Raw genomic sequence first — 21,990 nt, 5'->3', positions numbered from 1 at the left:
ATCATTACGCCTAGAATTTTGATGCGTTCAATGCGTCAAGTGCAAGGTCTTCGATATTGTGGGACAATCCCAGATTGTCGGCTCCGCTATCGGCAGTCTTCATCAGGAATGATTTTACATAGTTTGAATCTTTATTGAACTTCTTTTTGAACTCGTCATTTAAGGAAGTGTCCTTTTCGAGTTTTAAACTTTCCTTTGCATAAGTTGCAGCCGCCTTGAAATAGGAGGTGGTTTCGTAAAAGGAATCCCTGTATCTTGCAAACTCTTCAGGGTCGTATTGGCGGAACTTATAGCTTAAATCATACCTTGGTTCGCTGTACCTGTTTAAAGCATCCCTGAGTCTCACATCAGTCTTTTCAAGAAGCATCAATGATATCTGCCTTAAGACATTAGCATCATCTATATTCAGCTTGAGCCTGTCGGCGGAATAAGGGTAAAACGTTCCTCCCTTGTACTCCAATCCATACTCATCCGGCTCGACCTTGCTTAAAAGCTCGTCATTTTTAAACACTTCAAGAATGCCATTATAATCCTTAAGCTCCTGCAGCTGATGGAGCAGATCGTCACTTCCAACAATCAAAGGATACAGCTCCCCTTCAGACATCAGCATTGACGCCTTGTAAAGGTCCACCAGGTCACGTCTTGTATCTTCCTCAAGGCCTTTGTATTCGGAAATTATCGTATTTCTGAACTCCTCATACCTGAGATAGTACTTGTCGTCCTTCATGTAGATGTAATCCTCAATCCTGTTGAGGAATATCTTAAGAAGCTCCTGCTGGTTTGGGTTTGAAACCAGTTCCCTGTCGCTCAGTCCGTTTCCGGCAAATGCAAGTCTGGTCAATACGCTTGCTATGAACTCCTCGCCGTAGATGTTGTCTTCCTTAAGTATTTCAATAAGGCGCTTGAATGCGTCCGATACTGTCTCGCCGAAGCTTGAAATCTTCGAGACTATCTCGTCATAGGACTCGAGGCATCCCATCTCGTTGAGCACAATCCTTGCGAAAAGAGGGGATTTTGACTTGAGCATTCCCACAATCGTGTTTTTCTGACGTCTGTTCATCTCGACCAGATTGATGCCCAGATATGGCGCTATGAACTCGTATGAAACTTCGCTTGACTTCAAATCGTCCAAAGCCAATCTGTCATGGGCAACTCCTATGTCATAATCGTCTTCTGATGAAAGCACAATGTAGAAATCTTCCGGAACCCTTGTCGGAGCGAACTTGCCTATCTTATCCACATTCGACAGGATGAGAACCTCTACTCCCTTATCCTTCAGCTTGCTGAAGAAATCATAGTCGAATTCAAAGACGGAACTGCGTATCTTTTCCTCCTCCCCGTTGAATATTCCCGCTTCAGAGCCTATGCTCAGGTATAAATCCTGAAACGTGCTGCTTTTAAGGGTAGCTTCGCATAATCTGATTATTGATTTGTGGCCGTCCTTTTTAAGTGTCTGATGCCATTTTGCAAGAAGTGTGCTTTTTCCGACCCCTTCGCCTCCGTGAATCACAAGGATCTTGTTTTTATGATTTAAGAATTTGGAGTCAAGTTCCCTCAGTTTCTGTCTCTTTCCTGTGAGGCTCCTTGAGCGGAATTCAATTTCAAGATTGTGAATCATCGCATCCTCAAAGTAGATGTCCTCTGACCTGAATGGCTTTTGGTTTGGAAATGCGGCTTCAATCTGTCTTTTGAGCTCATCTAAAATCAGGTCCTTGAGGGGCTTGCCATCATGCTCAAAGTTCTCAAGCCTTCCGCTCACACCGTCCTTTGAGGCCAGCTCGGCCACTATTCCCTCGCCGTTCCATTGGCAGGTATAGTCGAAGGCCGTGAACTGCTCATCAGTTACTGACTGTTTAATCTCCTCTGACCTGTCTTCTGCTTTGCCGAAGTATATTGATTTCTGCTCCTGCGTGAGATTTACGCTGTCAAATGGGTTTTGCCTGAAGAGGAATAATGTCCTTTTTTCGAATTTCACGTTTGAAACGTCTCGAAGAATCCTCACCATAGGATGCAGGGTTGCCGATACGCTCTGCTTTTCAAGGTTCGAATACCAGTCCTGCTTCTGGCCGATAAAGCAGAGGAAAAATGATTTGTCATCATCCATATAGGAATCTATGATGTCTATGCTCTTTTTTGATGCGCATTTGAGGTCAATGTTTCTGAGAAGTATCCTCCTTTTCTTGCACCAGTCCTGAAGTTCTGAAAACACATGGTTTGAAAAGTAGTTTCTCTCCGAAAACATGTCCCTGAGGGTTGAGCCCACTATGAGCTTGATTTCAATCCATTCGTAGTTTGAGGTGAAAAACTCATCCCTTCTGACGATGTCCTGCGTGAAATGCTCCACTTCGCCTCCTTCGGTTATTGATGTTGCAGGGATGATGTTTCCTTCAAAGTTGTATGCCTTGATCTTTCCCTTGTTTGTGATTTCAAGGCTTGTGGATTCGTGGATTTCCTCTGACTTTTGTGAAGTCTTTCTGTAGAGCTTTACAAGGGAATTCTTTCTGTTGAGGATGTGTCCATCGTCGAAGTTGTTGTTGCATAATTTAAGCACACTGTCATTGTCAATGGCGTTTTTGCCGACAAACCTTGAGTTCATGACTATTGTTTCGCCCATATTCATGATGATATTGACAGCGGAGTTGTCTGTGAAGTTTATGTAGTCCAAAGTGACCTTTCCGCTTTTGTTGTATATCCCGCCCCTGTTTGAGAGCATGAATATCCTTTCGGCCGTGATTTCTCCTTCATTGAAAAATATGGCTCCACTTTGGGTCTGGCTGCAGCCTTCAATTGTAAGCGATGACAGGTTAACCTTTCCTGTGTTTTTGACGGCTCCGCCTTCATCCGCCCTTGCGTTTTTAAGTGTGAGGTTTCTGATTGTCACATTTGAAGCCGAGATGGTGAAAAGCCTTGTGAAATGGTTTGCGTCAATCGAGTATCCCTGACCGTCGATTATGATGTTTCCACGGTCAAGAACGAAGCCTTCCCTGAAGCTGAAGCACTCATCACCAGCCATGTCGAGAACAACATCACCCTTGAACCTTATGAGTGCATCCTCCTTAATGGCGTCCTCCTTAAGCAGACTGGCGTAGGTATCGTCAATCATCCTCTTGAGAGATGTGAAGTTTGACTCCTCATTTTTAAGCTTTCTGATGCGTGAGATTTCGCCGTTGTTTGCAATTCCTGTGTGGATTTCATCCTCCGAGACGTATAAAAGACCGTTGTTTATAATCTGCGGGTCGTCGTAGGATTCAATCAGAATAAGGGTTCCGTCATTTATTGTGCCTGCCCCGTAGACATTTTCAAGTTTCAATACTGCATTTTCATGGACATATACTGCGCTTTCAAGTGTGTTGAGGTGGACGTTTTTGATTGTGACGCTTTCTGCGGTTACGTCGAATATCCTTGCACCGGCATCGATTGTGTGTCCGCCTGCATCAATTGTGATGCCGTCAACGTCTATTTTTATGCCTTCTGAGTATTCAGCCTCATCTTCCGGGCTGAACTTTATGTCTGCATCCAGTTTGATTTCAGTTTTTGCGCTGTGGATTAAATCATCCAGATAGCTGAAGTTTTGGGTTTTTTGCGAATTGTCTTTAACGTCCATGAAAAGCACCTGTGATAATAGTTTTGGAGTTCATATTACATTAATTTTCACATTGCAGAGGACAAATCAAGGCATGAGTTAAATTGAAAAGTCGGTTGATTAAATTGGCATGTCCATCTGATGCCTCAAGAATTATCATACGGCATTGACATTAACGGCGAGCATTTGCATTGATGAGGTAAAAGGCGAATGCCAATATATATCAGATGCCAATCTCACCTGAACGCATGTCAGTCTAAAAAAAGTAAAATAGAGAGAGTTGAACTCTCATTTTTTAATAATTAAGGAGATTTTTATATTTCGGCATTTCATTAGCCAGCTCATCAGCATTTATTTCAACATTCATTTTTGCAAAAAATTTAGTGATTCTTTGCTTATTTTCATCCAAATCAGGATTATCTATGAAATCTTGAATTGCTGAGAAATCATCCGGATTAGAAATGCTTTCAAAATGTTCAAATTCTGCGGTACAGGATTTAGAATCAATAGACATTGTTACATACTCCATTTTTGTTAATTGTATATCATTATGTTTTTATTATTAATAAAATTTGATAATTCCCTCATACAATGAATCTTCACATTCATTCATTTTCGAGTTTTTCAAAGTGTTTACATTGCGTTAATGTGAAAATATAAGAAAACAATGATGCTTTTCTCACATCATCAATTATATTCCTATGAAATCCTTTGGCTTTTAAAATCCATACTCTCTACCATAATTAGCTCAAAAATATGATTTCTTCTTGTTATCAGATGCTAATCTTAGCTGAAAGCATGCCAGTCTAAAAAAAAAGTAAAATAGAGAGTGAAACTCCCTTAATCTGCAAAAATTTCATCATATTCAACGTCCATGCCAATACTCTGGTAGAATGCATACATGATATCCTTACCACTTGGAGTGTATGGACATTTTTCAAATTCTTTAGCGAATTTTATAACTTCAGGATTAGTTATTCGCTTTCGACAACCATATTCTGCAGTATTTAACTTGTTTGTCATATTATCATACTCCAGTCTAGTTAATTGTATATCCTTTATGTTTTTATTATTTATATATTTTGATAATTCGCCGCCATATCTCAAATCATGCATTCTATTAAACACATCATTATCATTGTACCTGCTAATACAATGTAAAAAAGAGGAAATGAAAGCGGCATCTGAAGCACCACACATTTCATTAATTAACCCTTCATGTATTCCATTAACTTTAAAAATCCAAAAATATTCAAATCCTGCAATCAACTCATAATCCTCAAAATCTCTTTTTAAGATTCCAAAATCCTTACCTGATGGAGGAGACAAAACCTCTTTCGGATGATTATGAATAGAAGATATCTGTTTACCTTCAAATTCATCATCCTCCCATGTTACATCAACATTATCATGCTCTCCAACAACACATTTAAGAATTTCACCAGTAACATAATCAAAAAATAATGCCCATTCTTTATCAAGACATCTAGTCTTTTGAATGAAATCAACCACAGTTTCATAAGCCATGTCGGTGAATTCCTCAGGCAAATCCTCTTTTTTAATCACGGCCACATCCTTATTTTCCAAATGTGTATACTCTTCGAAATCAGAATCCATATTCAACAGACTGCATACAAAAATAATCAAATATAAAATAACATTTCTAATTTTCATGGCTCTAAATTTGTAATAAAAATAATATAAACATTAATTTTTAAATTAAAAGGCAAATCATTTAATAAATGGTTTTTAAGGAACAATTTAGTGAAGTCAAAGCAATATTCTTGCCATGACATCAACATGAATTATTCAAACTCTTAAATAATTTAACTTCCAAAATTAATTACATATAACTAAAGTTACGGAGTTCAAACATGTTAAACAGGAAATTCTTGATTATATGCCTGATCATCTGCGCTTTCACTATCGCAAATGTTTCAGCCAGTGATTTGAATGATACCGATATTATCAGTGACGTATCGGATGAAGTTTTAACTCAAAACGCTTCTTCAGGCTCATTTTCCGATTTATCAACATTGATTGGAAATACTGCCCCCGGAGGTGTTTTGGAGCTGGATAAGGACTATAAGAATACGGAATCAACCAACTCCATTGCAATTTCAAAGGCAATGACCATTGACGGCAAGGGCCATACAATTGATGCCAATTCAAAAACAGGAATATTCGACGTTTCAAGTGAAAATGTGGCATTGAAAAACATTAAATTCATAAATGCTCCGGTTACAGCATGCAAATTTGAAGAAAGCGGCTGCAGCGTAATAAATTGCAGTTTCAATGACTGCTCCAATTACAACTCCGATGGCGAAGAATGCCTCTATGACGGCATCGTATCCCTGAATTCCGGCAGGATTATAAACTGCAGCTTTACAAACTGCATGTATAACACCAAAAACATAATTTATGGCGGCGTTTTAAGTGTGGAAAATACTGATGTTGTGAATTGCAGCTTTAAGAACTGCTGCTACGGTTGCGATTTGGTTTATGGAGGTGCAATAAGCTCAGAAAATGATAGAATAATCAACTGTACTTTCACATATTGCGGATATAACTCCAATCTGGTATACGGAGGAGCCATCAATATGGACTCCACCCTCATCAGGAACTGTTCCTTTTCCCATTGCGGAGATGGCTGTGAGCTAATATACGGCAATGCAATTGAAGGTTCAGGAACCATTGCAGACTGTTCCTTTATTGATTGTGGCGTGAACACTAAAGAGAATTATGGTGGAGACATGGAGTTTACAGGTCCTGGAAATCTCACAAATTGTGATTTCAGCGGCAAGTATAGTGGGGTTCGATGCAATTACTTCTGCATAGGCAACATTACCAACTGCACTTTTGAAGGCAGCATCAATAATGCCATCAGATTTTGGGGCAGGGGAGGAAATGTGACCAACTGCACCTTTAAGGATTGCAAATCCAAACCCACTATAGAAATTGACGATTACCATAAAATAAATCTCATCGGTTGCATTTTCATAAATTGCGTAAGCAATGAAGACGGAGGCGCAATCTATAATTATGCACATGATTTCGAATTCTTTGAAGGCCTTGAAGAGGAAAATGAATATGAAAACGGAACAGGGCTTCATGTTGTAAACTGCACCTTTGAAAAATGCAGTGCCAAATACAATGGAGGCGCAATCTATTTTGAAGACAAATCCGAAGGAAGCATTGACAACTGCAGCTTTAAAAGCTGCACTTCCGGAAAATACGGTGGAGCAATATACATCGGCAGTGGCGCCGATGCAAGAGTTTTGGAGTCTGCTTTTAAAAACAATAACGCTAATGCCGGAGGAGGCGCAATCTATGGAGGAATAATCTTCGATTGCGTTTTAATCGGGAACAGCAAACCTCAAATCAGCTCTCCTGATGACTACTCAACAATAGTCCACGAAGAGATGCAAACCGATGATGACGGAGTGGTCAGCTTAAGATTCCCATCAGACGCCACAGGTACCTTAGCCGTTTTTGTTGACGGAAACATGGTTGGAGTTGCCAAAATCGTGAAAGGTATCGCTTCAATTGACCTGTCCGAGTTTAAGGGCGATATTGTATTCACATTCGTATATTCAGGTGACGACAACTACAACGGATTTACAAAGGAGTCAAACGTTACAATCATCATAATTCCTGCAAAGATTATTGTCAAAAACCTTAATCTGGCATATACATCAAACAAACAGTGCATCATTACCGTTTATGAAAAAGAGGGAGTGATTGCTGTTGGAGCCAAGGTGGTTATTCTGATTAATAACAAAGTATTGCAAACACCAAAAACCAATAGTAAGGGTGTTGTAAGCTTTAAAGTGACAAAGACTCCTGGAACATACACATTGACATTGAAGTCACTGGAAAAGACAGTCGTTTCAAAACTGACTGTGAAACATGTTGTGAGCCTTAAATCCGCTACCGTTAAAAAATCCGCCAAAAAGCTTGTCTTGACTGCAAGCCTGGCTAAAGTTGATGGAAAATACCTTAAGAAAAAGAAGGTCACTTTCAAATTCAATGGCAAGAAATACACAGCAAAAACCAATAAAAAAGGTGTTGCAAAAGTAACCATCAAATCAAGTGTCTTAAAAAAGCTTAAGGTAGGAAAGAAAGTCACCTATCAGGCAACCTATTTAAAGGACACCATTAAAAAGACTTCAAAAATTAAAAAGTAAATGTTGATTCATTTACTTTAACCTATTTTTTTAAAAAAAAGAAATCAAGGAGAATTTGAATTCCCCTATTTGACTTTTATTGACACTGTTTTGCTTACAGCCTTGTAGTAGCTGCTTCCTGCATATTTAACTGTACCGGTGTATGAATCCTTTTTGGTAAGCTTTACTGAAAATGTGGCAACACCTTTGCTGCTTGTTTGGTGGTGAATGTCTTTTTGCCTATCTTAAGGGCCACTTTAGTGTTTTTGAGTATTTTTCCCTTGTTGTTTTTAGGGGTTGCAGTTACCTTTTTGGTTTTAGCCTTTACCTTGAAGGTCTTTTTGGCGGCTGTAATTACAGGTTTTGCCTTGGAAACAGTAACCTTGGCTGTGGCCTCTGACGGTACGTAGGACTCGCTTCCCGCATACTTGATTGTTGCGAAATAATCACGCTTTTGGCAACAGTTTTCTGTCGGCTTTGAATGTCTGCTTGCATATTGAAATGGTAAAAAATGTAAGAATAATTAGTATTTTAAAAAAATGAATGGTTTGAAGTGTGTTTCTAATCATTTACGAAATATGAATAGATTTCGTCCTTAACTTCAGGATGAAGCTTGAATCTGAAGTTGACGATAGGCTGGTCTTTACCGTCGATGTTTCTGTAAACCTGCTTGTATGCAAGCGGAGTCAGTTTGCCGATGTAGTAGAACTCAATTCCCTCATCGTTGCTTTTCTGGATGAATAGCTGGGTGTCCACGCCATTGTAGTTAATCAACGGTTCAAGTTCAGGTGAAGAGGTTTTCCTGTTGTTTCTGCTCATCCAGTTGAAGGTTTCCTTGTTGATGAAGTGGTCTTCGTAGTTTATTGTCTCTGATATGTCTTCAGCCTTATTGTAGGTTACGAATATCGGACAGGTATTGTATTTGATTTTATATCCTCCGATGTTCTGGCCGTTCATGAATCGTTTCCAGTTCATCAGCCTCAGGACATCCTCACGGGAGTATTTCTCATAAAGCCTGAATGGCTTTTCGTCCCTGTAGACGTTCTGGTATTTGAAAAATCCGTATTTGAGGGCATCGTTAAGGTGGTCTGTAAATGTCTGGCTTGTAAGGGCCTCTCTAAAGCCCGGAGATATTTCAAACTTATGGTCCGGATTGTCTTTCAGCTTTGCGAATGGCTCATCGTCGTAGTTGAAAAAGAGGTTTTCAGGGTTTTCAACAAGCTTTTCTATGGTGTTTGCCTGATATCCCTCGCCCTTTTCCTTGAGATAGAAGTTAAGGCTTAAGAAATTGATTGCACCCTTTATGGACTCGAACTGATCTTTAAGAGAGAAGCTGTCCTCAAGACACTTCTCAATTTGGCTGAATGTGAAGTACCCGTTGCATTTAAGACATTCTAAAATGACAAGCTCATGGGGGCGGATTCCCTTAAGCAGCTTTTTGGAGATGAACTTGAGAGCATCGGTATTGTCAATGTGTGAATCGTAATCCTCATCGATTTGTGTGAGGAAATCATGATATGTCGGGAAGTCCTTGTGGTTGAGGATTATTTCAGGATTGAAGTCTCCGTTGACGGCGAAGTCATATAATGAAGGGATGCGGCCCAGCTTGTATTTTAAGTTCATGTACTTATCCTTAAAGAGAGCCTTCCTGTTAAATGACGTGTTGTTGATTGAATCAAATATGCGCTTTTTGGAAACCTCATCGAAGTTGATTGATGAAGCCCCAGGAATGATTCTGTTTCCCTCAATGAGATATTTCCTGATTCTGTCCTTGTCATAGGTCCGATCCCCTGAAAGGGCAATCGGAATCATGAAGTTGTTCTTGTAGTTTCCGATAAAGTCAAGGATTACCACATACTCCTTGCTCTCGTACTTTCTAAGTCCCCTTCCGAGCTGCTGGATGAAGATGATTGGAGACTCTGTCGGCCTTACGAGAAGCACCTGATTGATTTCTGGAATGTCAACCCCTTCATTGAAGATGTCGACCGTGAATATGAATTCAAGCTTGTCGGGGTTTTCGTCATTGGTGAGCCTGTCGATGGCTTCCTGGCGCTTTTCCTGTGAGTCGTCACCTGTGAGGACAACGGATTTGTATCCTCGCTGGTTGAACTTTTCCGATAAAAGCTTTGCTTCCTTTTTTCTTGAGCAGAAGACTAATGCCTTTCTTCTTGGGCCTGAGTATCCGTAGAAGTCTGCCTTTTCTATCAAATAGTCGACACGCCTATCTGATGCTAACAAGTTGAAATCGGTAAAGTTATCATCGATTTCGCCGTTTTCAAACTCAACGTCAGTTATTCCGAAATAATGGAAAGGACATAACAGATCCTCTTCTAAGGCTTCCTGAAGCCTGATTTCATGGGCAATGTTATTGTCGAACAAATCATAGATATTGAAACCGTCAGTACGCTCAGGTGAAGCGGTCATTCCCAAAAGAAACTTCGGTTCAAAGTAGTTTACGACATTGATGTATGAGAGAGCCCCTGCCTTGTGGCCCTCGTCAATTATGATGTAGTCAAAGTAATCCTTTGGATATCTTGTGTAGACCTCCTCCTTGGACATGGTCTGAATGGTTGAGAAAAGATAAGGCTTGTCATAGTCCTTGGAGTTTCCGCTTAAAAGGCCGAAGTTTTCATGATCGTCAAAGACATGCTTGTATGCCTTTATGGACTGCTTTAGAATCTGTTCCCTGTGAACCAAAAATAAGAAACGTTTGGGTTTGAAGTCTTTGACTGCAAACGCTGATGCGTAGGTCTTGCCCGTTCCGGTGGCAGATACGAGGATTGCACGGTTTTCACCCTGCTTTACAAGAGTCCTTACGTTTTCAAGAAACTGCTCCTGCATGTAGTTGGGAGTGAGCGTGACATTGTCATCCCTAATCCTTTCCGTGATTTTCCGGATGTCTGTAAAGCGTCTGTTGTCCTCATAAATCTTTTCATACTTTGTTAAGGCATCGTCTAAATCATCAGCCTCATCCCAAAGTGTCTGGAATTCCTTCTTGATTTGGAAAAGCATTTCCCCTTCGGCTAGTGATGTGAAACCAACGTTCCACTCCTTGTTGACTGTAAGTGCGTTCATGGTAAGGTTTGAGCTTCCGACAATTCCCTTGTAGACATCATCCTTTCTGAAGATGTAGCCCTTGGTGTGGAAACCTTCCTTCTCCTGGCTGTAAAGCCTGACCTCGATGTTCTTGAATTGGGCTAGCTTTCGCAATGCCTTCGGCTCTGTGAAGTTGAGATAATCAGTGGTGAGGATTTTCCCCCTGATGTTGTTGCTTTCAAGATACCTGAACTCTTCAAGCAAAGGAGTGATACCTCCCATGGTGATGAAAGCGGAGCTAATGATGAACTCGTCACACCCCCTAAGCTCGTCTCTTATGGAGTTTATGACCTTGTTGTTTCTGTCATTGTATAAAAGCTTGGGGCGTAGATCCTCGCTTGAGCCTGAAAGCTGGTTTATGAATGCGGTCTCGGCGCCCTTGAGTATATTTTCCGGATTCATTTGGAAAGCTCGATTTTTTCTTTTTCAAGATGGTCAATAAGTTCGTTGATTTTGTTCAGCTGGACTTCGAAGATTTCCGCTCTCGGTGAATCTCCAAGCTTTACCAGCTTTGATTCAAGATTTGATTTAAGAGCGGTTGCATCCTCAAGTCTCTTTTCAATGTTTTCAATGTTGTCGGTATCCATGTCTAGTCACCCATAGTCTCCTTCAGGTATTCGATGATTTTGATGTCTGCAGGAATCCAGTTGACAGTGCCAAGCTCTTCTTTTGAAAGCCACCTGGCGTCATTGTGCTCGAGAAGCCTTGGAGTTCCTTCGGTGATTACCGCTTCAAAGCAGGACATCTTAAGATAAAAAGTAGGATATTGGTATTCAAGGTCCAGGGCGAATTTTATGGGTTTTATTGTGCAGTCCAGTTCCTCTCTGATTTCCCTTATGAGAGCATCCTCCTTGGATTCATCTTTTTTAATCTTTCCGCCCGGAAACTCCCACATGTTGATGAATTCGCCGTAGCCTCTTTTTGTGGCCAGGATTTTGTTATCCTTTTTGATAATAGCTGCAACAACGTTTAAGGTTTTCATGTTAATCTCCTGGTTAAATATTTGGCAGCTTACGTTATAAATTTATACATTAGAACTGACCCAATCACGAGTAACCAAACCATGATTAAACAAAAGGGTTTTAAGCACTTCTTTGATGAATACTTCGAGGTTATTCTCTTCAACATTATCATTTCCAGGAGTTAATGAGAATGCCCCTACAGAAGGAATGATCAAATCAGATTCCCTGAATCGTTTTGTTTTGCTTCCAGGATATAAAACGTAAGAACCTTCAGTTTTTAAAATTGAATCCTTGTAAGTGTGCATCTTATAAATGTCCCCATCCTTAAAGACATATTCTTTTTCTTCAAGAGAATCCCTTCTTTCTATTTCCTCATCCAGGTCTGTTGATGTTTCGATTTTTGAGTAAAAATCAACAATCTCAAGTTCGGAACGATATTTAGCATCAAAGTGAACATAATGTTCAAATTCACCGATTGTAACAAGCAATGTGTAATCAGGCTTGAATGCGAGCGAATAGGAACGGTAATGAGAGTTATCCGAAAATCTCAAATTATAAAACAGATTTATGTCAATTTCATTGTCATGCAAAAACAGTTTGAATCTCTTGAGTGATTTGACACCTTTTTTGATTCCAATTGACCAGTTGTCCCTATTAATCTCAAACACATCTTCAAAATTGATTTTCTTAACACTCAAATCATTTAAAACCTTTAAAAGTTTGAAATAACACCAATATTCATATAATTCACTCAGTTTTTTCTCAAATCCTTTGAATTGACTGCTTACCTCATCCCAACTTAATCTGAATGAGAATTCAAGCATCAAAAAATAATGGAAGATTTCTCTGTAACCTTCCTTCTTCTGAAGGATTTGTGAGTTAAATGGAACATAATCCATTGTTGAGATGTGATTAAAGAATTTTGCAGATAAAAAATAACCGATTTCATCTCTAAATGACAATAGCTTATCGTTAATGTAGCCTTCCTTTGAACTTGCCAACAACTTTTCAATTAGCCCCTGAATTAGCTCCAAAAAGTATTTGAAAAACCTGTTTTCGGGAATGTCAATAATGTCCTCATGTTTTATTTGGTCAATTTCATAAGGAATATATCCATTCAATTTACGGACAATCTCAAAATCAGCATCTGATTTAAATAAATTATTTGGCTTTGATACAATATTTTTTAAGGTATTCTGATTAACATTTGAAGCGAATGACAACGGCACCGTTTCAGCATGTTCCTTAAGTTGTGAATGTAGGTTTTTTGACAAATATTCAAATATTGATGGCAAATTTTCCGGTCTGAACAAATATTCAAGAAACATGAAATCTTCATATAATGTCTCTTTTGGTCGATTATCCAAATCAAATTCCTGATACAATGGAGAATTAACTTCAAAAATAAGACTTAAGGCATGCTGTGATAAATCAGCAATCATTGCCGAATATTGACTAAAATAATCGATCTTTTTGGACCTAACCTCTATTGGAATTTTGATTGATTTAATGTTGTCTTTTTTAACGTCAAAAAAGGATTTACCAACATAGCTTCTGAAATTCAGCGTTCCTGCAACCATATATTTCTTATTGTCTCCCAAATCAAATCTAAATGGCTTGAAATGATTATCGTTGATTTTAGTTAGTGAATGCAATACATCATATGTTGCATCAACATCATCGGATTCAAACAGTACCTGATATTCCGTTTCTTCCAGAAACATCAAATTGGCAAAATTAGATTCATTATTCTCCCAATACTGAATTGGAGTTAAATTATCCGGCTCATCAACAAACGGAATGCTTTCCAACGTTATCGTATGAGATAAAGGAGTTGTAAACTCCTTATTGGCACGATAATCCAGAGAGCTAACGCTTAAAATTCCGATTTCATTTGAAAATTCATCCGTTAAATGAATAATTACCTTTTGCTCAATCATTTAAATCTTTAATTTATAAATGAAACGTATCTTTGATCTGACAATACTTTGGACATGTTCTGAAGTTTTACTGCGGAAGTGTAATATCTGCAATCCTCTTTGTTAATGTCAATGTTTTTAGGGTTTTCATTATTGTTTCTTTCTTCCAAACACAAGTTGAATAACTTAGTTAAGACATTACCGATAGCTTTTTCAGACCCATGCAACTTTGGAAGGATCTTTTGTTTAATTTGAGCATCAAAGTATCTCTCCCAGTTATCCCATTCATCTGGAGAGTTTTCATATCTCCATGCTACAACCATGAATCTTAAGATTTCGTTGATTACCCTAAATCCGAAGTCAAAACTGGATCCCTTAAGAGTTTCCTGAAATATTGTGAGTTCCATTGCTAATGTGTCCCATAAACTATCGTTATTGTATGTAATTTCCGATAATATGTCCTTTAAATCTTGAATATTTAATTCTGAAATATTAGAATCAACTAAAGGGGACTGTAAATACTCAATGTTCCCTTTAAAATCATCACCATCCAGACCAGAAACCATATAATCCCATGCGCTTAATGTATCAAATTCAATAGTATTTGCCCTATCTAAAACTTTAGGAGAAAACATGTAAGTGGTTTCATCAACATTGACTGTTCCAATTGTAAAAAGATTATTTGGTAATGTTAATGTCTTATCCTCACCATACAAGGGAATTTCTTCACCACTTTCAATAGCAGATAAAAAGTCAGCGAAATATCTTTCAACATGAGATAAGTTCATTTCATCTAAAATAAGGAAATATGGGCATCCCATGTTAATTTGTGCATCTTCAATAAGATCATAAGCAGGAGTTGATTGATAATCCTCTGTTATTACATTATAATACCCTACAATATTTGTATTGTCTGTCCAGTTTGCTCCAACAGGGACAATGATATACTTATCCTCAGATCCTCCCGTTAAATCAGATCTAATGCTTATTGAATCAACAATATCCCATTCCGGTTCGAATTCTTCAAAATTAAAATCCACTAAATTTAATTTTATATTTACCTTTTCGCCATCATGTTCTTTAAGGTACGTTTGTAACCTCTCATTCTTAGAAAAAGTTAATTTAGATAACACCCTAAGTTTAGCATCAGACAGTATCCCATCAACAATTATTTTACAATCCACTTTCCCTTTTCTGAAAGGAGAATATTTGAAAAAATCATGGTCCATATTCCATTGACGGTCTTCCTGTGCAGATTTATTAGAATTTTGAGTGAGATAAATTGAATCATCAATGGGTAGAGCATCATCCATGATTTTTTTAATGCCCTCTACGTTTATAAAAATATCAATCGGATATTCTTTTTGAGAAAATTTTTTAATGCCTAGTTCATCACATAAGTTCTTCAAATGGTCCATTAAAACAGGATTAGTGTAATCTAATTGAATTGTTAAACCTATTCCCCCCTTTGCAGGAATTCCATCAACTACTAATTCACATTTTGATTCACACTCTTTAATGGGTAAAAAACCACGAAAATAATTTTTTTCAAGAGTCCAACCCATACTATTCCATGAAGAATAATTTACATTCCCTTTAACTTTCACATAATCCTCTTCGGGTTTAAGGGAAATTAATCCCGAATTAGTGAATTTAGCAAACAATTGTGACAATTTTGTTTTACCTGTTCCAGAATTTCCAGTTAAAATAACAAAGGGTTTTACTTTTAAAGATAACAAATAATTTTCAATTAATTCTTTATCAAAGCAATAACCCTCAGATATTAAATAATTATAAAATGAATTAACTTCCATATTAAAAACCTCCCCAAAGCAATTTTACGAAATGACAACAATTTTTCATAATCACTACAATTTATATATAAACATATATTAAAAACTGATGATCAAGAGTATTAAATAAATTATATACATAATATTAAAGATAAAATATTCATACTTGTATAACAAATATACATAAACAAAAAAACTCAATAAGGGATTAAAAATGACATCAACGATAATCTGTGAAAACTGTGGAAAAATATATAAAGACCTCGAAAATTGCCCAAAATGTGGAACATCCAACCCCCATTACGAAGAAGAAAAAGATAAACAGGACAAAAATAAACCATCAATAATCTGCCAAAACTGTGGGAAAATATATAAAGACAGTGAAATTTGCCCAAATTGTGGAACATACACCATACATAACGAAGAAGAAATCAGAAGAATAAAAGAAGAAAATAAAAAAATAAAAGAAGAAAGAGAACAAGAATATCTAAACAAAATCGATAAAAGAGAGAAAATTAATGAAGAATATGGATTCACTAACGATGAAATATTTAAAATATATCATGATGAAGCAAAACAAGCAGACAAAGTATACAGAGCATATGTTACATATGGAATCTCAAGAATAGAAAAAGTAAATGGGAGGTTTCTAGCATCCAATTAATAAAATTAGATGTTTTAAGCCAACAAAATAATCAGATTATACAACAGAATAATGAAATTATAGAGTTATTAAAAGAAATAGCTGAAAACACAAAGTAATCAAATTAAAAAATCATTGCATAATTTAGCAGTTAACAACTTACTTGATTAATTTAATTAATCATTTTTTTGTATTATGTGAAATCCGATAAACATCAACAAAACCATATTTTAACTCATAAAAATGTTACTAAAACAATGCACACCGACAAAACACAACCAAAAACCTACAATGACATTAACACCCACGAATCCACATTAACAACCGCAAAACAGAACCTGCATATATATCCACAAAACCAAACAACCCTAAAACCGCAAATGCCAACCGTTAATGTCAAAACCAGTCAATTAAAAGCAACATAACCCTGCATAATAGCTCTATGAAAAAAGACATTTCAAATTAAATTAACAAAAAAAGAAAAAGAGAGAATTACATTTCCAATTCTCCACGTTTCCATTTTTCCTGCCTTTCAACAAGGTCGGAATATTGCTTTCCAACCTCCATAGGATGTTCGCCATCGGGATCAACCACTATTCCATTGCTGTCATAATAAACGTTGATTTCCTCATCATAGTGAATCTCGTTTGATTGGCTTGAAGATTCCTGAGTTGGCTGCTGCACTTCGCTTTCGGAAACCTTCTCCCTGATTTCCAGATCCTGTGAAGTGCTGTTTGCTGAGAAATTCTCATTGCCTGCATAAGTGCAGTTGACTACATAATTTCCTGTAATTTCATTTAATTTAAGTCCCCCGCCACCATTGTTATCTGTGATTATCGAATAGGAATCCTCTGTTCCGTCTTCCCCTATAAGAGTGATGCTGACATTTTGATTTGATATTCCTGCACCCTCCATGTCAGTTAGCTTGAATGTTATGGTGTCCCCATCGTATAAACTTGAATTGCTGGTTATGGTTATTTTACAGTCTTTTTTAGCATTCAAGGACGGCATAAACATATATCCAACAATGAATGCCAAAATTATGGCAATTATCACCAATAGAACAATTATAATATTCTTATCTTCCATTTCAATCCCCCAATTATATATTGTTGGGCTATGGTAATATAACTTGTTAAAAGCCGGTGGTAATGTGACATTAACGACTGAACTGGCCAAACTCAAACTAAATTTTTGCAAGGATATGTCCATAACAGCAAACAAGTCAAAAACCGCAAAACCCAATCGTTAATGTCAAAACCAACTTATACTTCCCCATAAAAGCCAATCAGATAACACCAACAATCATGATAATGACATTACCATCCACGATTCCACATTAACAACCCCATAATTAGACCGGCATATATATCCGCAAAACCAAACACCTCTAAAACCGCAAAACACAACCGTTAATGTCAAAACCAACCAATTAAAACCAACACTACCGACTTAAAACAAAGCAGACCCCACCACTCATGAATAAAAAGACTGCATTAAAATGCAGAACGTTGCGAAAAGTAAATCACCTATCCGAATCGTGCTCCTTTTTCTGTTGAAGCAGGCGGTCATGCACTGCTCTAAAATTCGAATCTTCCCCTTCAAGCATTTTTTCAACTTCCGCATTCACGCCATCATACATTTTATCCACCATACCGTTGTACTTCATACGCAGTTTATAGGCGTTGTAGGGGATGTTTTCCCTCCACCAGTCAACCTGCCTGACATATACATTATTGTAAATTCCAAGGACCATTCTGGCACATTCTTTGTTTTCATCAACTATTGTCAGGGCTAAAAAGTCCTTGAATCCCAGTTTAAGGGCCATCCCCATAAGGAAGAAGTTCATTGTGCGCAGGTCCTCGTCAGACAATTGCCCTCCTGCATCCTGAGTGTGAATCAAGTCTATGATTTTCCGGTAGTTTTCGTTTGTTCCATCCATGTATCCCTCGAATCTTTCCTCAATCACCTTGTTCATTGCGTTTTTAAAGCATTCCGCATTTCCATTGCGGTGTTCCACATAATAGCTCAATGCAGGAAGCATATTGTCGAGAATATATTCGTATGACTTTGCAATCAGCCTTCCATGGGAAGTCCCGTCACGACTGAGTTCCTCATGTATTGCACCTGTCCTTTTCATGACGTCGTACATCTCTATTGAAAATCCTGTCTCTTCAGTATAGAGCTTGTATACCGCATTGAAATAATTGCTTAGGATGTCATTTGGAATGTCGAAATCAGGGTTGTCTTCAAGCTTCAGCGCGATCCATTTTTTAAAGACTTCCTCCGCCTGTTCGGGACGATCCCCGGTCAGGGAAAAGAGCATTACAGCAGTGTGATATATTGTGTCAAGCCATGTGCGGTTTCCAAGCTTTTCTGCCATGTTCATTGCTGCTGTGAGCCTTTCAGCGCCTTCATACATGTTTTTGAACATTGCAATTCCGGTGGCCGCTTCAAAGAGTGCGACTATCGCTTCACTGGCGTCTGAATCCTCATCCACATAGTCTTCAAGCATCATGTATCTGTCCATGGCTTCGTCCTGCATGCCCATGGCCTTGTAGCATGAGGCCTGCCATTTTACGGCTGAAAAAATCCTTGATCGCTCCTGAAGGCTATTGGCGAGGTTTTCAAGTTCCTTGAAAACTGAAAGAGCATCCTCGTATTTTTCCATCCTGTATAGTGCCTGGGCTTTGAGGTAAATGGCATCGAATCTCTGAATGGTGCCTTCAGCTGAAGCGGCCATCATCTTTTCGCCATGTTCAAGAGCTTCGGCGTATCTTGCCTCATCAAGCAGGCTTTGGCCATGCACGTAGTCTGAGTTTTGCGCAAATGCTCCTTTTGTATCGGCCATACTTATGATGGAAATCTCATCGCCCAATCCTCCGTGAGCTGTCATGAGGTCCAAAAGAGGTCTCAGTATGCTGTCATCAATCTCCTCTTCATGCTGGGCCTTTTCGAAGATGTCGCTGAAGCTGTCCCTGATTGAATGGTCAGTGTGCTTTTCAACAGCAGTCCAATAGCTCAGCATGTATGCCAGATTCCTGTCGCAGAGAAAAGTGAAGTATTGTCTGTTTGAGATGAAGTGATAGAGCCTTTCATACTCTTGCGCCTCAAGAAGCTGCCATGGATATTCAAGGGCGATTCTGGAGTTGAGCCTTGTTCTGTAGTCTGCAATAGATCCTCCAAAAGAATCGGCGATTGCCGCAATCATGGTTCGAAAAATGTCGCCAAGTTTCTCTTCAAAGTAGTCTGCCATTGCAATGCGGGTTTTCCTGATTTGCAAATCCCCATCCTGCCCGTTCCATGCGTATTTTGAGGCGGCATCAACGGCAACTGAATCCGCAAAGCGAAGAACAATCTTTCCTTCGCTTAGGTTCTCCTTGAGAAATGGCCTTAATGTTTCAAGAAAGCGTGAAAGATACATGAAAGGAATCTTTCCTTCGCTGAACTCATGGAAACTGTGCATCTTGAGTTCATCCATGACTTCCTTTTGGCCTGCAAGCAGTCCCAACAGCTCATCATCAGAGAGTCCCTCCCTTGAAGCGAGAATGAATCTCACAGTGTGAAGGCACAGAAGCCTGTTCACCCGCCTTTCATCTCCAAGTCCAGTGAAATAGTCATCAAGCACATCACTGTGGGAATGCAGAGATATTTGAGGAGTCATGTCCCCTCTCCAGGTTGAGGCATCATGAATCATGTCGTTTAAAAACTTCAAGTCCCTCTTTTTGGCGAATGCATCAAGGATTGCATCGCTCTGCATTCGTGTGAGCCTTCTTGCCTTAAGGGCAAGCGAATGCTTTAGAATTTCAGAGGCATCCTTCACATCAAGGGGAGGCACTTCAACAAGGCGATGCCTTCTTTTGACATTGTCCGGAAATGAAGCGTAGAAATCACGTGTCATTGACATGTAAATGCGAAGATTCGCATCTTCAAGGTCCATAAGATAGCGCACAAGCCATTTCGGATTTTTTGCATTCTCAACACCGTCAATCAGGATAACCACAGGTGATGTGAAAGGATTGTTTTGGATGTAGAGCTGGGGGTCTGAAATGGAGTCGGCATTTTCCACTCCCGCTTCTGCAAGCACACTCCTCAAAAGGCCGTTTATGTCTGCGGCATTTCCGCTCTCGGCAATGAAACGGGGGATGACCGTGGACCTTTTGGATTTGCGCCTTACTCTAAAGGCAAGTTCCCCCATGAGCATGCTCATGCCGCAGCCTTCATCTCCAATGAGGACAACATCCTCCTTCCAAAGGCCCCTAAACCTTGACATTTCAGGTAGCTTCAGTTTCGAACGGCTTCCCAATTGGAAGTTTTCATGGCATTTGCCGGCGTAATTCCAGTGATGGCGCACTTCATCGGCCATCGGATGCTCCTCCATCTTTTCAAGCTCAGCAAGGATGTTCTTCTCAAGCCTGCGATACACTTCATCGCAAAACTTTTCAATAATCACCTCATCACTGAATTTCCCGTCTCCGGAAATGTCGGCAGCGTATGTGTAGGCATCCGGAAATGCCTTTTTCAGGATGTCCTTGAGGTGTGATGACATTCTCATGGCAGGATAGTCCAAATCACCGTTGAATCCAACATCATAGAATTCCTGAAGAAGGTTCGCCGGAACTGCGTTGAGGTTTCTGATGACGCAGTGAACGTTTCCTGAAATGTATTCGGGAAGCTCTTCACGTGCAAGGATTTCCCTGTGTGTTGCAGAAGCGGAAATCTCAATCACTTCCCTTTCGCTTAAATCCGCTTTCTCAGTTGTCCTATCCAGCGCCGATCTGATGGAAACTTCATTTTCTGATGCTTCCCTCCTGTCTTTGAGGACGTAAATCGGATCCATGGCATTTGAATCCCTGACCCATTCGGATTCGATTATTCCCCTGTCGTCATCTGAAGATGCCCGGATTAACTTCTTAAATAGCTTTTCACGTATTTGAAGAGGAAGAGGTCTCCATCCATACCTGTCGCCTGCAAGGATTAGGAAGTTGGGCCTTGGAGTTATCCGGGCTGTCCTTCTCACCTCATTTAGGCATATGTCAAGAGTGTTGTATGCCCTGCCTTCATCTTCAGATATTCCCCATCTCAAATCAACCGCATGAAAATAAGCTCCATGCTTAGCGCAGAGCTTTTCAAGCTTTGGAAAAACCGTTTCGTGAAGCGCATTTCTTTCATTTTGAAAATCAAGAAAACTTGATGAAATAAATACCCTGAATGTTGCCATGATCTTTTCTCCATTATCCTAGAAAATGAGTTTGCCAATAATCATTTCTGATTAACTATCTTGAATTCAAGATATATAAAAAATAGACATGGCCGCCAAGGGCAATGAAGGCAAGTGAAATTGACATTAACAACCGCAAAACACAACCGTCAATGTCACTAAAACTGGCCAATTAAAACCAACACAACCAAAACAAAACAGATAACAGCTGCATCCAACCAAAAAGCGACATTAACAACCTCAAAACAGAACCTGCATATATATCCGCAAAACCAAACAAACCCAACCGTTAATGTCAAAACCGGCCAATTAAAACCAACACCGACAAAGACAAATCCACAAAACACAACCGTCAATGTCACTAAACTGTTACTAAAAATATGCAAAAATGACAAAAACGGACAATGACATTACCATCCACGATTACGCATCAACAACCCAATAATTAGACCTGCATATATATCCACAAAACCAAACAGTCCCAAAACCGCAAATGTCAGCCGTTAATGTCACAATGATGTTATTAAAATTAATCAAAGCCGAACAAAACCGATTAAACAACAATAAAATACATATAAAAATGACAAAACACAATATACCAAAATCC

14 protein-coding genes are annotated in these 21,990 nt (G+C 38.9%); 4 read left to right on the top strand and 10 right to left on the bottom strand.

Translation table 11 applies throughout. From position 1 onward, the window contains the following. Positions 1-10: 10 nt before the first annotated feature. The 3 genes from Q0W26_RS00155 to Q0W26_RS00145 all read right to left on the bottom strand — a co-directional run bounded on the left by Q0W26_RS00155 (position 11) and on the right by Q0W26_RS00145 (position 5,200). Positions 11-3,604 carry an ATP-binding protein gene (locus Q0W26_RS00155; RefSeq protein ID WP_298521298.1) on the bottom strand — a complete coding sequence of 1,198 codons (3,594 nt, stop codon included), beginning with the start codon at positions 3,602-3,604 and terminating at the stop codon, positions 11-13. Between the two features lie 274 nt (positions 3,605-3,878). Next, positions 3,879-4,097, bottom strand: a complete 219-nt coding sequence (locus Q0W26_RS00150; protein WP_298521297.1) for a hypothetical protein — start codon at positions 4,095-4,097, stop codon at positions 3,879-3,881. A gap of 326 nt (positions 4,098-4,423) precedes the next feature. Further along, positions 4,424-5,200: a hypothetical protein gene (locus Q0W26_RS00145; protein WP_298521296.1), complete on the bottom strand. Its 777-nt coding sequence runs from the start codon at positions 5,198-5,200 to the stop codon at positions 4,424-4,426. Positions 5,201-5,457: 257 nt separating this feature from the next. Here Q0W26_RS00145 and Q0W26_RS00140 point away from each other — a divergent pair, with 257 nt between their 5' ends. Beyond that, complete coding sequence (locus Q0W26_RS00140) at positions 5,458-7,770, top strand: right-handed parallel beta-helix repeat-containing protein (RefSeq protein ID WP_298521295.1); 2,313 nt, start codon at positions 5,458-5,460, stop codon at positions 7,768-7,770. A gap of 260 nt (positions 7,771-8,030) precedes the next feature. Then, entirely contained in the window at positions 8,031-8,159 is a 129-nt protein-coding gene (locus tag Q0W26_RS00135) for a hypothetical protein (protein ID WP_298521294.1), read from the top strand. A gap of 151 nt (positions 8,160-8,310) precedes the next feature. Here Q0W26_RS00135 and Q0W26_RS00130 read toward each other — a convergent pair whose 3' ends face one another. Genes Q0W26_RS00130 through Q0W26_RS00110 form a run of 5 tightly spaced genes read right to left on the bottom strand, consistent with a single transcriptional unit; the run spans position 8,311 to position 15,540 of the window. Next, positions 8,311-11,247, bottom strand: a complete 2,937-nt coding sequence (locus tag Q0W26_RS00130; RefSeq protein WP_298521293.1) for a DEAD/DEAH box helicase — start codon at positions 11,245-11,247, stop codon at positions 8,311-8,313. After that, complete coding sequence (locus tag Q0W26_RS00125) at positions 11,244-11,432, bottom strand: hypothetical protein (RefSeq protein WP_298521292.1); 189 nt, start codon at positions 11,430-11,432, stop codon at positions 11,244-11,246. Before Q0W26_RS00125 ends, Q0W26_RS00130 begins: the two co-directional genes overlap by 4 nt. 2 nt (positions 11,433-11,434) lie before the next feature. Further along, positions 11,435-11,827, bottom strand: a complete 393-nt coding sequence (locus tag Q0W26_RS00120; protein WP_298521291.1) for a (deoxy)nucleoside triphosphate pyrophosphohydrolase — start codon at positions 11,825-11,827, stop codon at positions 11,435-11,437. 42 nt (positions 11,828-11,869) lie between these two features. After that, a complete protein-coding gene (locus Q0W26_RS00115; RefSeq protein WP_298521290.1) occupies positions 11,870-13,747 on the bottom strand; it encodes a DUF2357 domain-containing protein in 1,878 nt (625 codons plus the stop codon). Between the two features lie 8 nt (positions 13,748-13,755). Continuing rightward, a complete protein-coding gene (locus Q0W26_RS00110) occupies positions 13,756-15,540 on the bottom strand; it encodes an McrB family protein (RefSeq protein WP_298521289.1) in 1,785 nt (594 codons plus the stop codon). A 193-nt stretch (positions 15,541-15,733) separates the two neighbouring features. Here Q0W26_RS00110 and Q0W26_RS00105 point away from each other — a divergent pair, with 193 nt between their 5' ends. Beyond that, positions 15,734-16,183, top strand: coding sequence for a hypothetical protein (locus Q0W26_RS00105; protein ID WP_298521288.1), 450 nt, complete (start codon positions 15,734-15,736; stop codon positions 16,181-16,183). Positions 16,184-16,419: 236 nt separating this feature from the next. Then, a complete protein-coding gene (locus Q0W26_RS00100; protein ID WP_298521287.1) occupies positions 16,420-16,587 on the top strand; it encodes a hypothetical protein in 168 nt (55 codons plus the stop codon). 67 nt (positions 16,588-16,654) lie between these two features. Here Q0W26_RS00100 and Q0W26_RS00095 read toward each other — a convergent pair whose 3' ends face one another. Continuing rightward, positions 16,655-17,251, bottom strand: coding sequence for a hypothetical protein (locus tag Q0W26_RS00095; protein ID WP_298521286.1), 597 nt, complete (start codon positions 17,249-17,251; stop codon positions 16,655-16,657). Positions 17,252-17,687: 436 nt separating this feature from the next. Next, on the bottom strand, positions 17,688-21,383 hold the full coding sequence (locus Q0W26_RS00090; RefSeq protein WP_298521285.1) for a DUF4062 domain-containing protein: 3,696 nt from the start codon (positions 21,381-21,383) through the stop codon (positions 17,688-17,690). Between the last annotated feature and the right edge of the window lie 607 nt (positions 21,384-21,990).

Source organism: uncultured Methanobrevibacter sp., from assembly GCF_947169325.1.
Lineage (GTDB): Archaea > Methanobacteriota > Methanobacteria > Methanobacteriales > Methanobacteriaceae > Methanocatella.
The sequence above is the reverse complement of the archived record's forward strand: the minus strand, read 5'-3'. Positions and strand labels throughout refer to the sequence as shown.

What these genes read in the sequence shown, in the direction of transcription:
- Q0W26_RS00130 (WP_298521293.1), bottom strand. Translation starts at nt 11,247, where the DNA reads ATGAATCCGGAAAATATACTCAAGGGCGCCGAGACCGCATTCATAAAC.
- Q0W26_RS00140 (WP_298521295.1), top strand. Translation starts at nt 5,458, where the DNA reads ATGTTAAACAGGAAATTCTTGATTATATGCCTGATCATCTGCGCTTTC.
- Q0W26_RS00110 (WP_298521289.1), bottom strand. Translation starts at nt 15,540, where the DNA reads ATGGAAGTTAATTCATTTTATAATTATTTAATATCTGAGGGTTATTGC.
- Q0W26_RS00120 (WP_298521291.1), bottom strand. Translation starts at nt 11,827, where the DNA reads ATGAAAACCTTAAACGTTGTTGCAGCTATTATCAAAAAGGATAACAAA.
- Q0W26_RS00090 (WP_298521285.1), bottom strand. Translation starts at nt 21,383, where the DNA reads ATGGCAACATTCAGGGTATTTATTTCATCAAGTTTTCTTGATTTTCAA.
- Q0W26_RS00150 (WP_298521297.1), bottom strand. Translation starts at nt 4,097, where the DNA reads ATGTCTATTGATTCTAAATCCTGTACCGCAGAATTTGAACATTTTGAA.
- Q0W26_RS00105 (WP_298521288.1), top strand. Translation starts at nt 15,734, where the DNA reads ATGACATCAACGATAATCTGTGAAAACTGTGGAAAAATATATAAAGAC.
- Q0W26_RS00100 (WP_298521287.1), top strand. Translation starts at nt 16,420, where the DNA reads ATGCACACCGACAAAACACAACCAAAAACCTACAATGACATTAACACC.
- Q0W26_RS00115 (WP_298521290.1), bottom strand. Translation starts at nt 13,747, where the DNA reads ATGATTGAGCAAAAGGTAATTATTCATTTAACGGATGAATTTTCAAAT.
- Q0W26_RS00095 (WP_298521286.1), bottom strand. Translation starts at nt 17,251, where the DNA reads ATGGAAGATAAGAATATTATAATTGTTCTATTGGTGATAATTGCCATA.
- Q0W26_RS00155 (WP_298521298.1), bottom strand. Translation starts at nt 3,604, where the DNA reads ATGGACGTTAAAGACAATTCGCAAAAAACCCAAAACTTCAGCTATCTG.
- Q0W26_RS00125 (WP_298521292.1), bottom strand. Translation starts at nt 11,432, where the DNA reads ATGGATACCGACAACATTGAAAACATTGAAAAGAGACTTGAGGATGCA.
- Q0W26_RS00145 (WP_298521296.1), bottom strand. Translation starts at nt 5,200, where the DNA reads ATGGATTCTGATTTCGAAGAGTATACACATTTGGAAAATAAGGATGTG.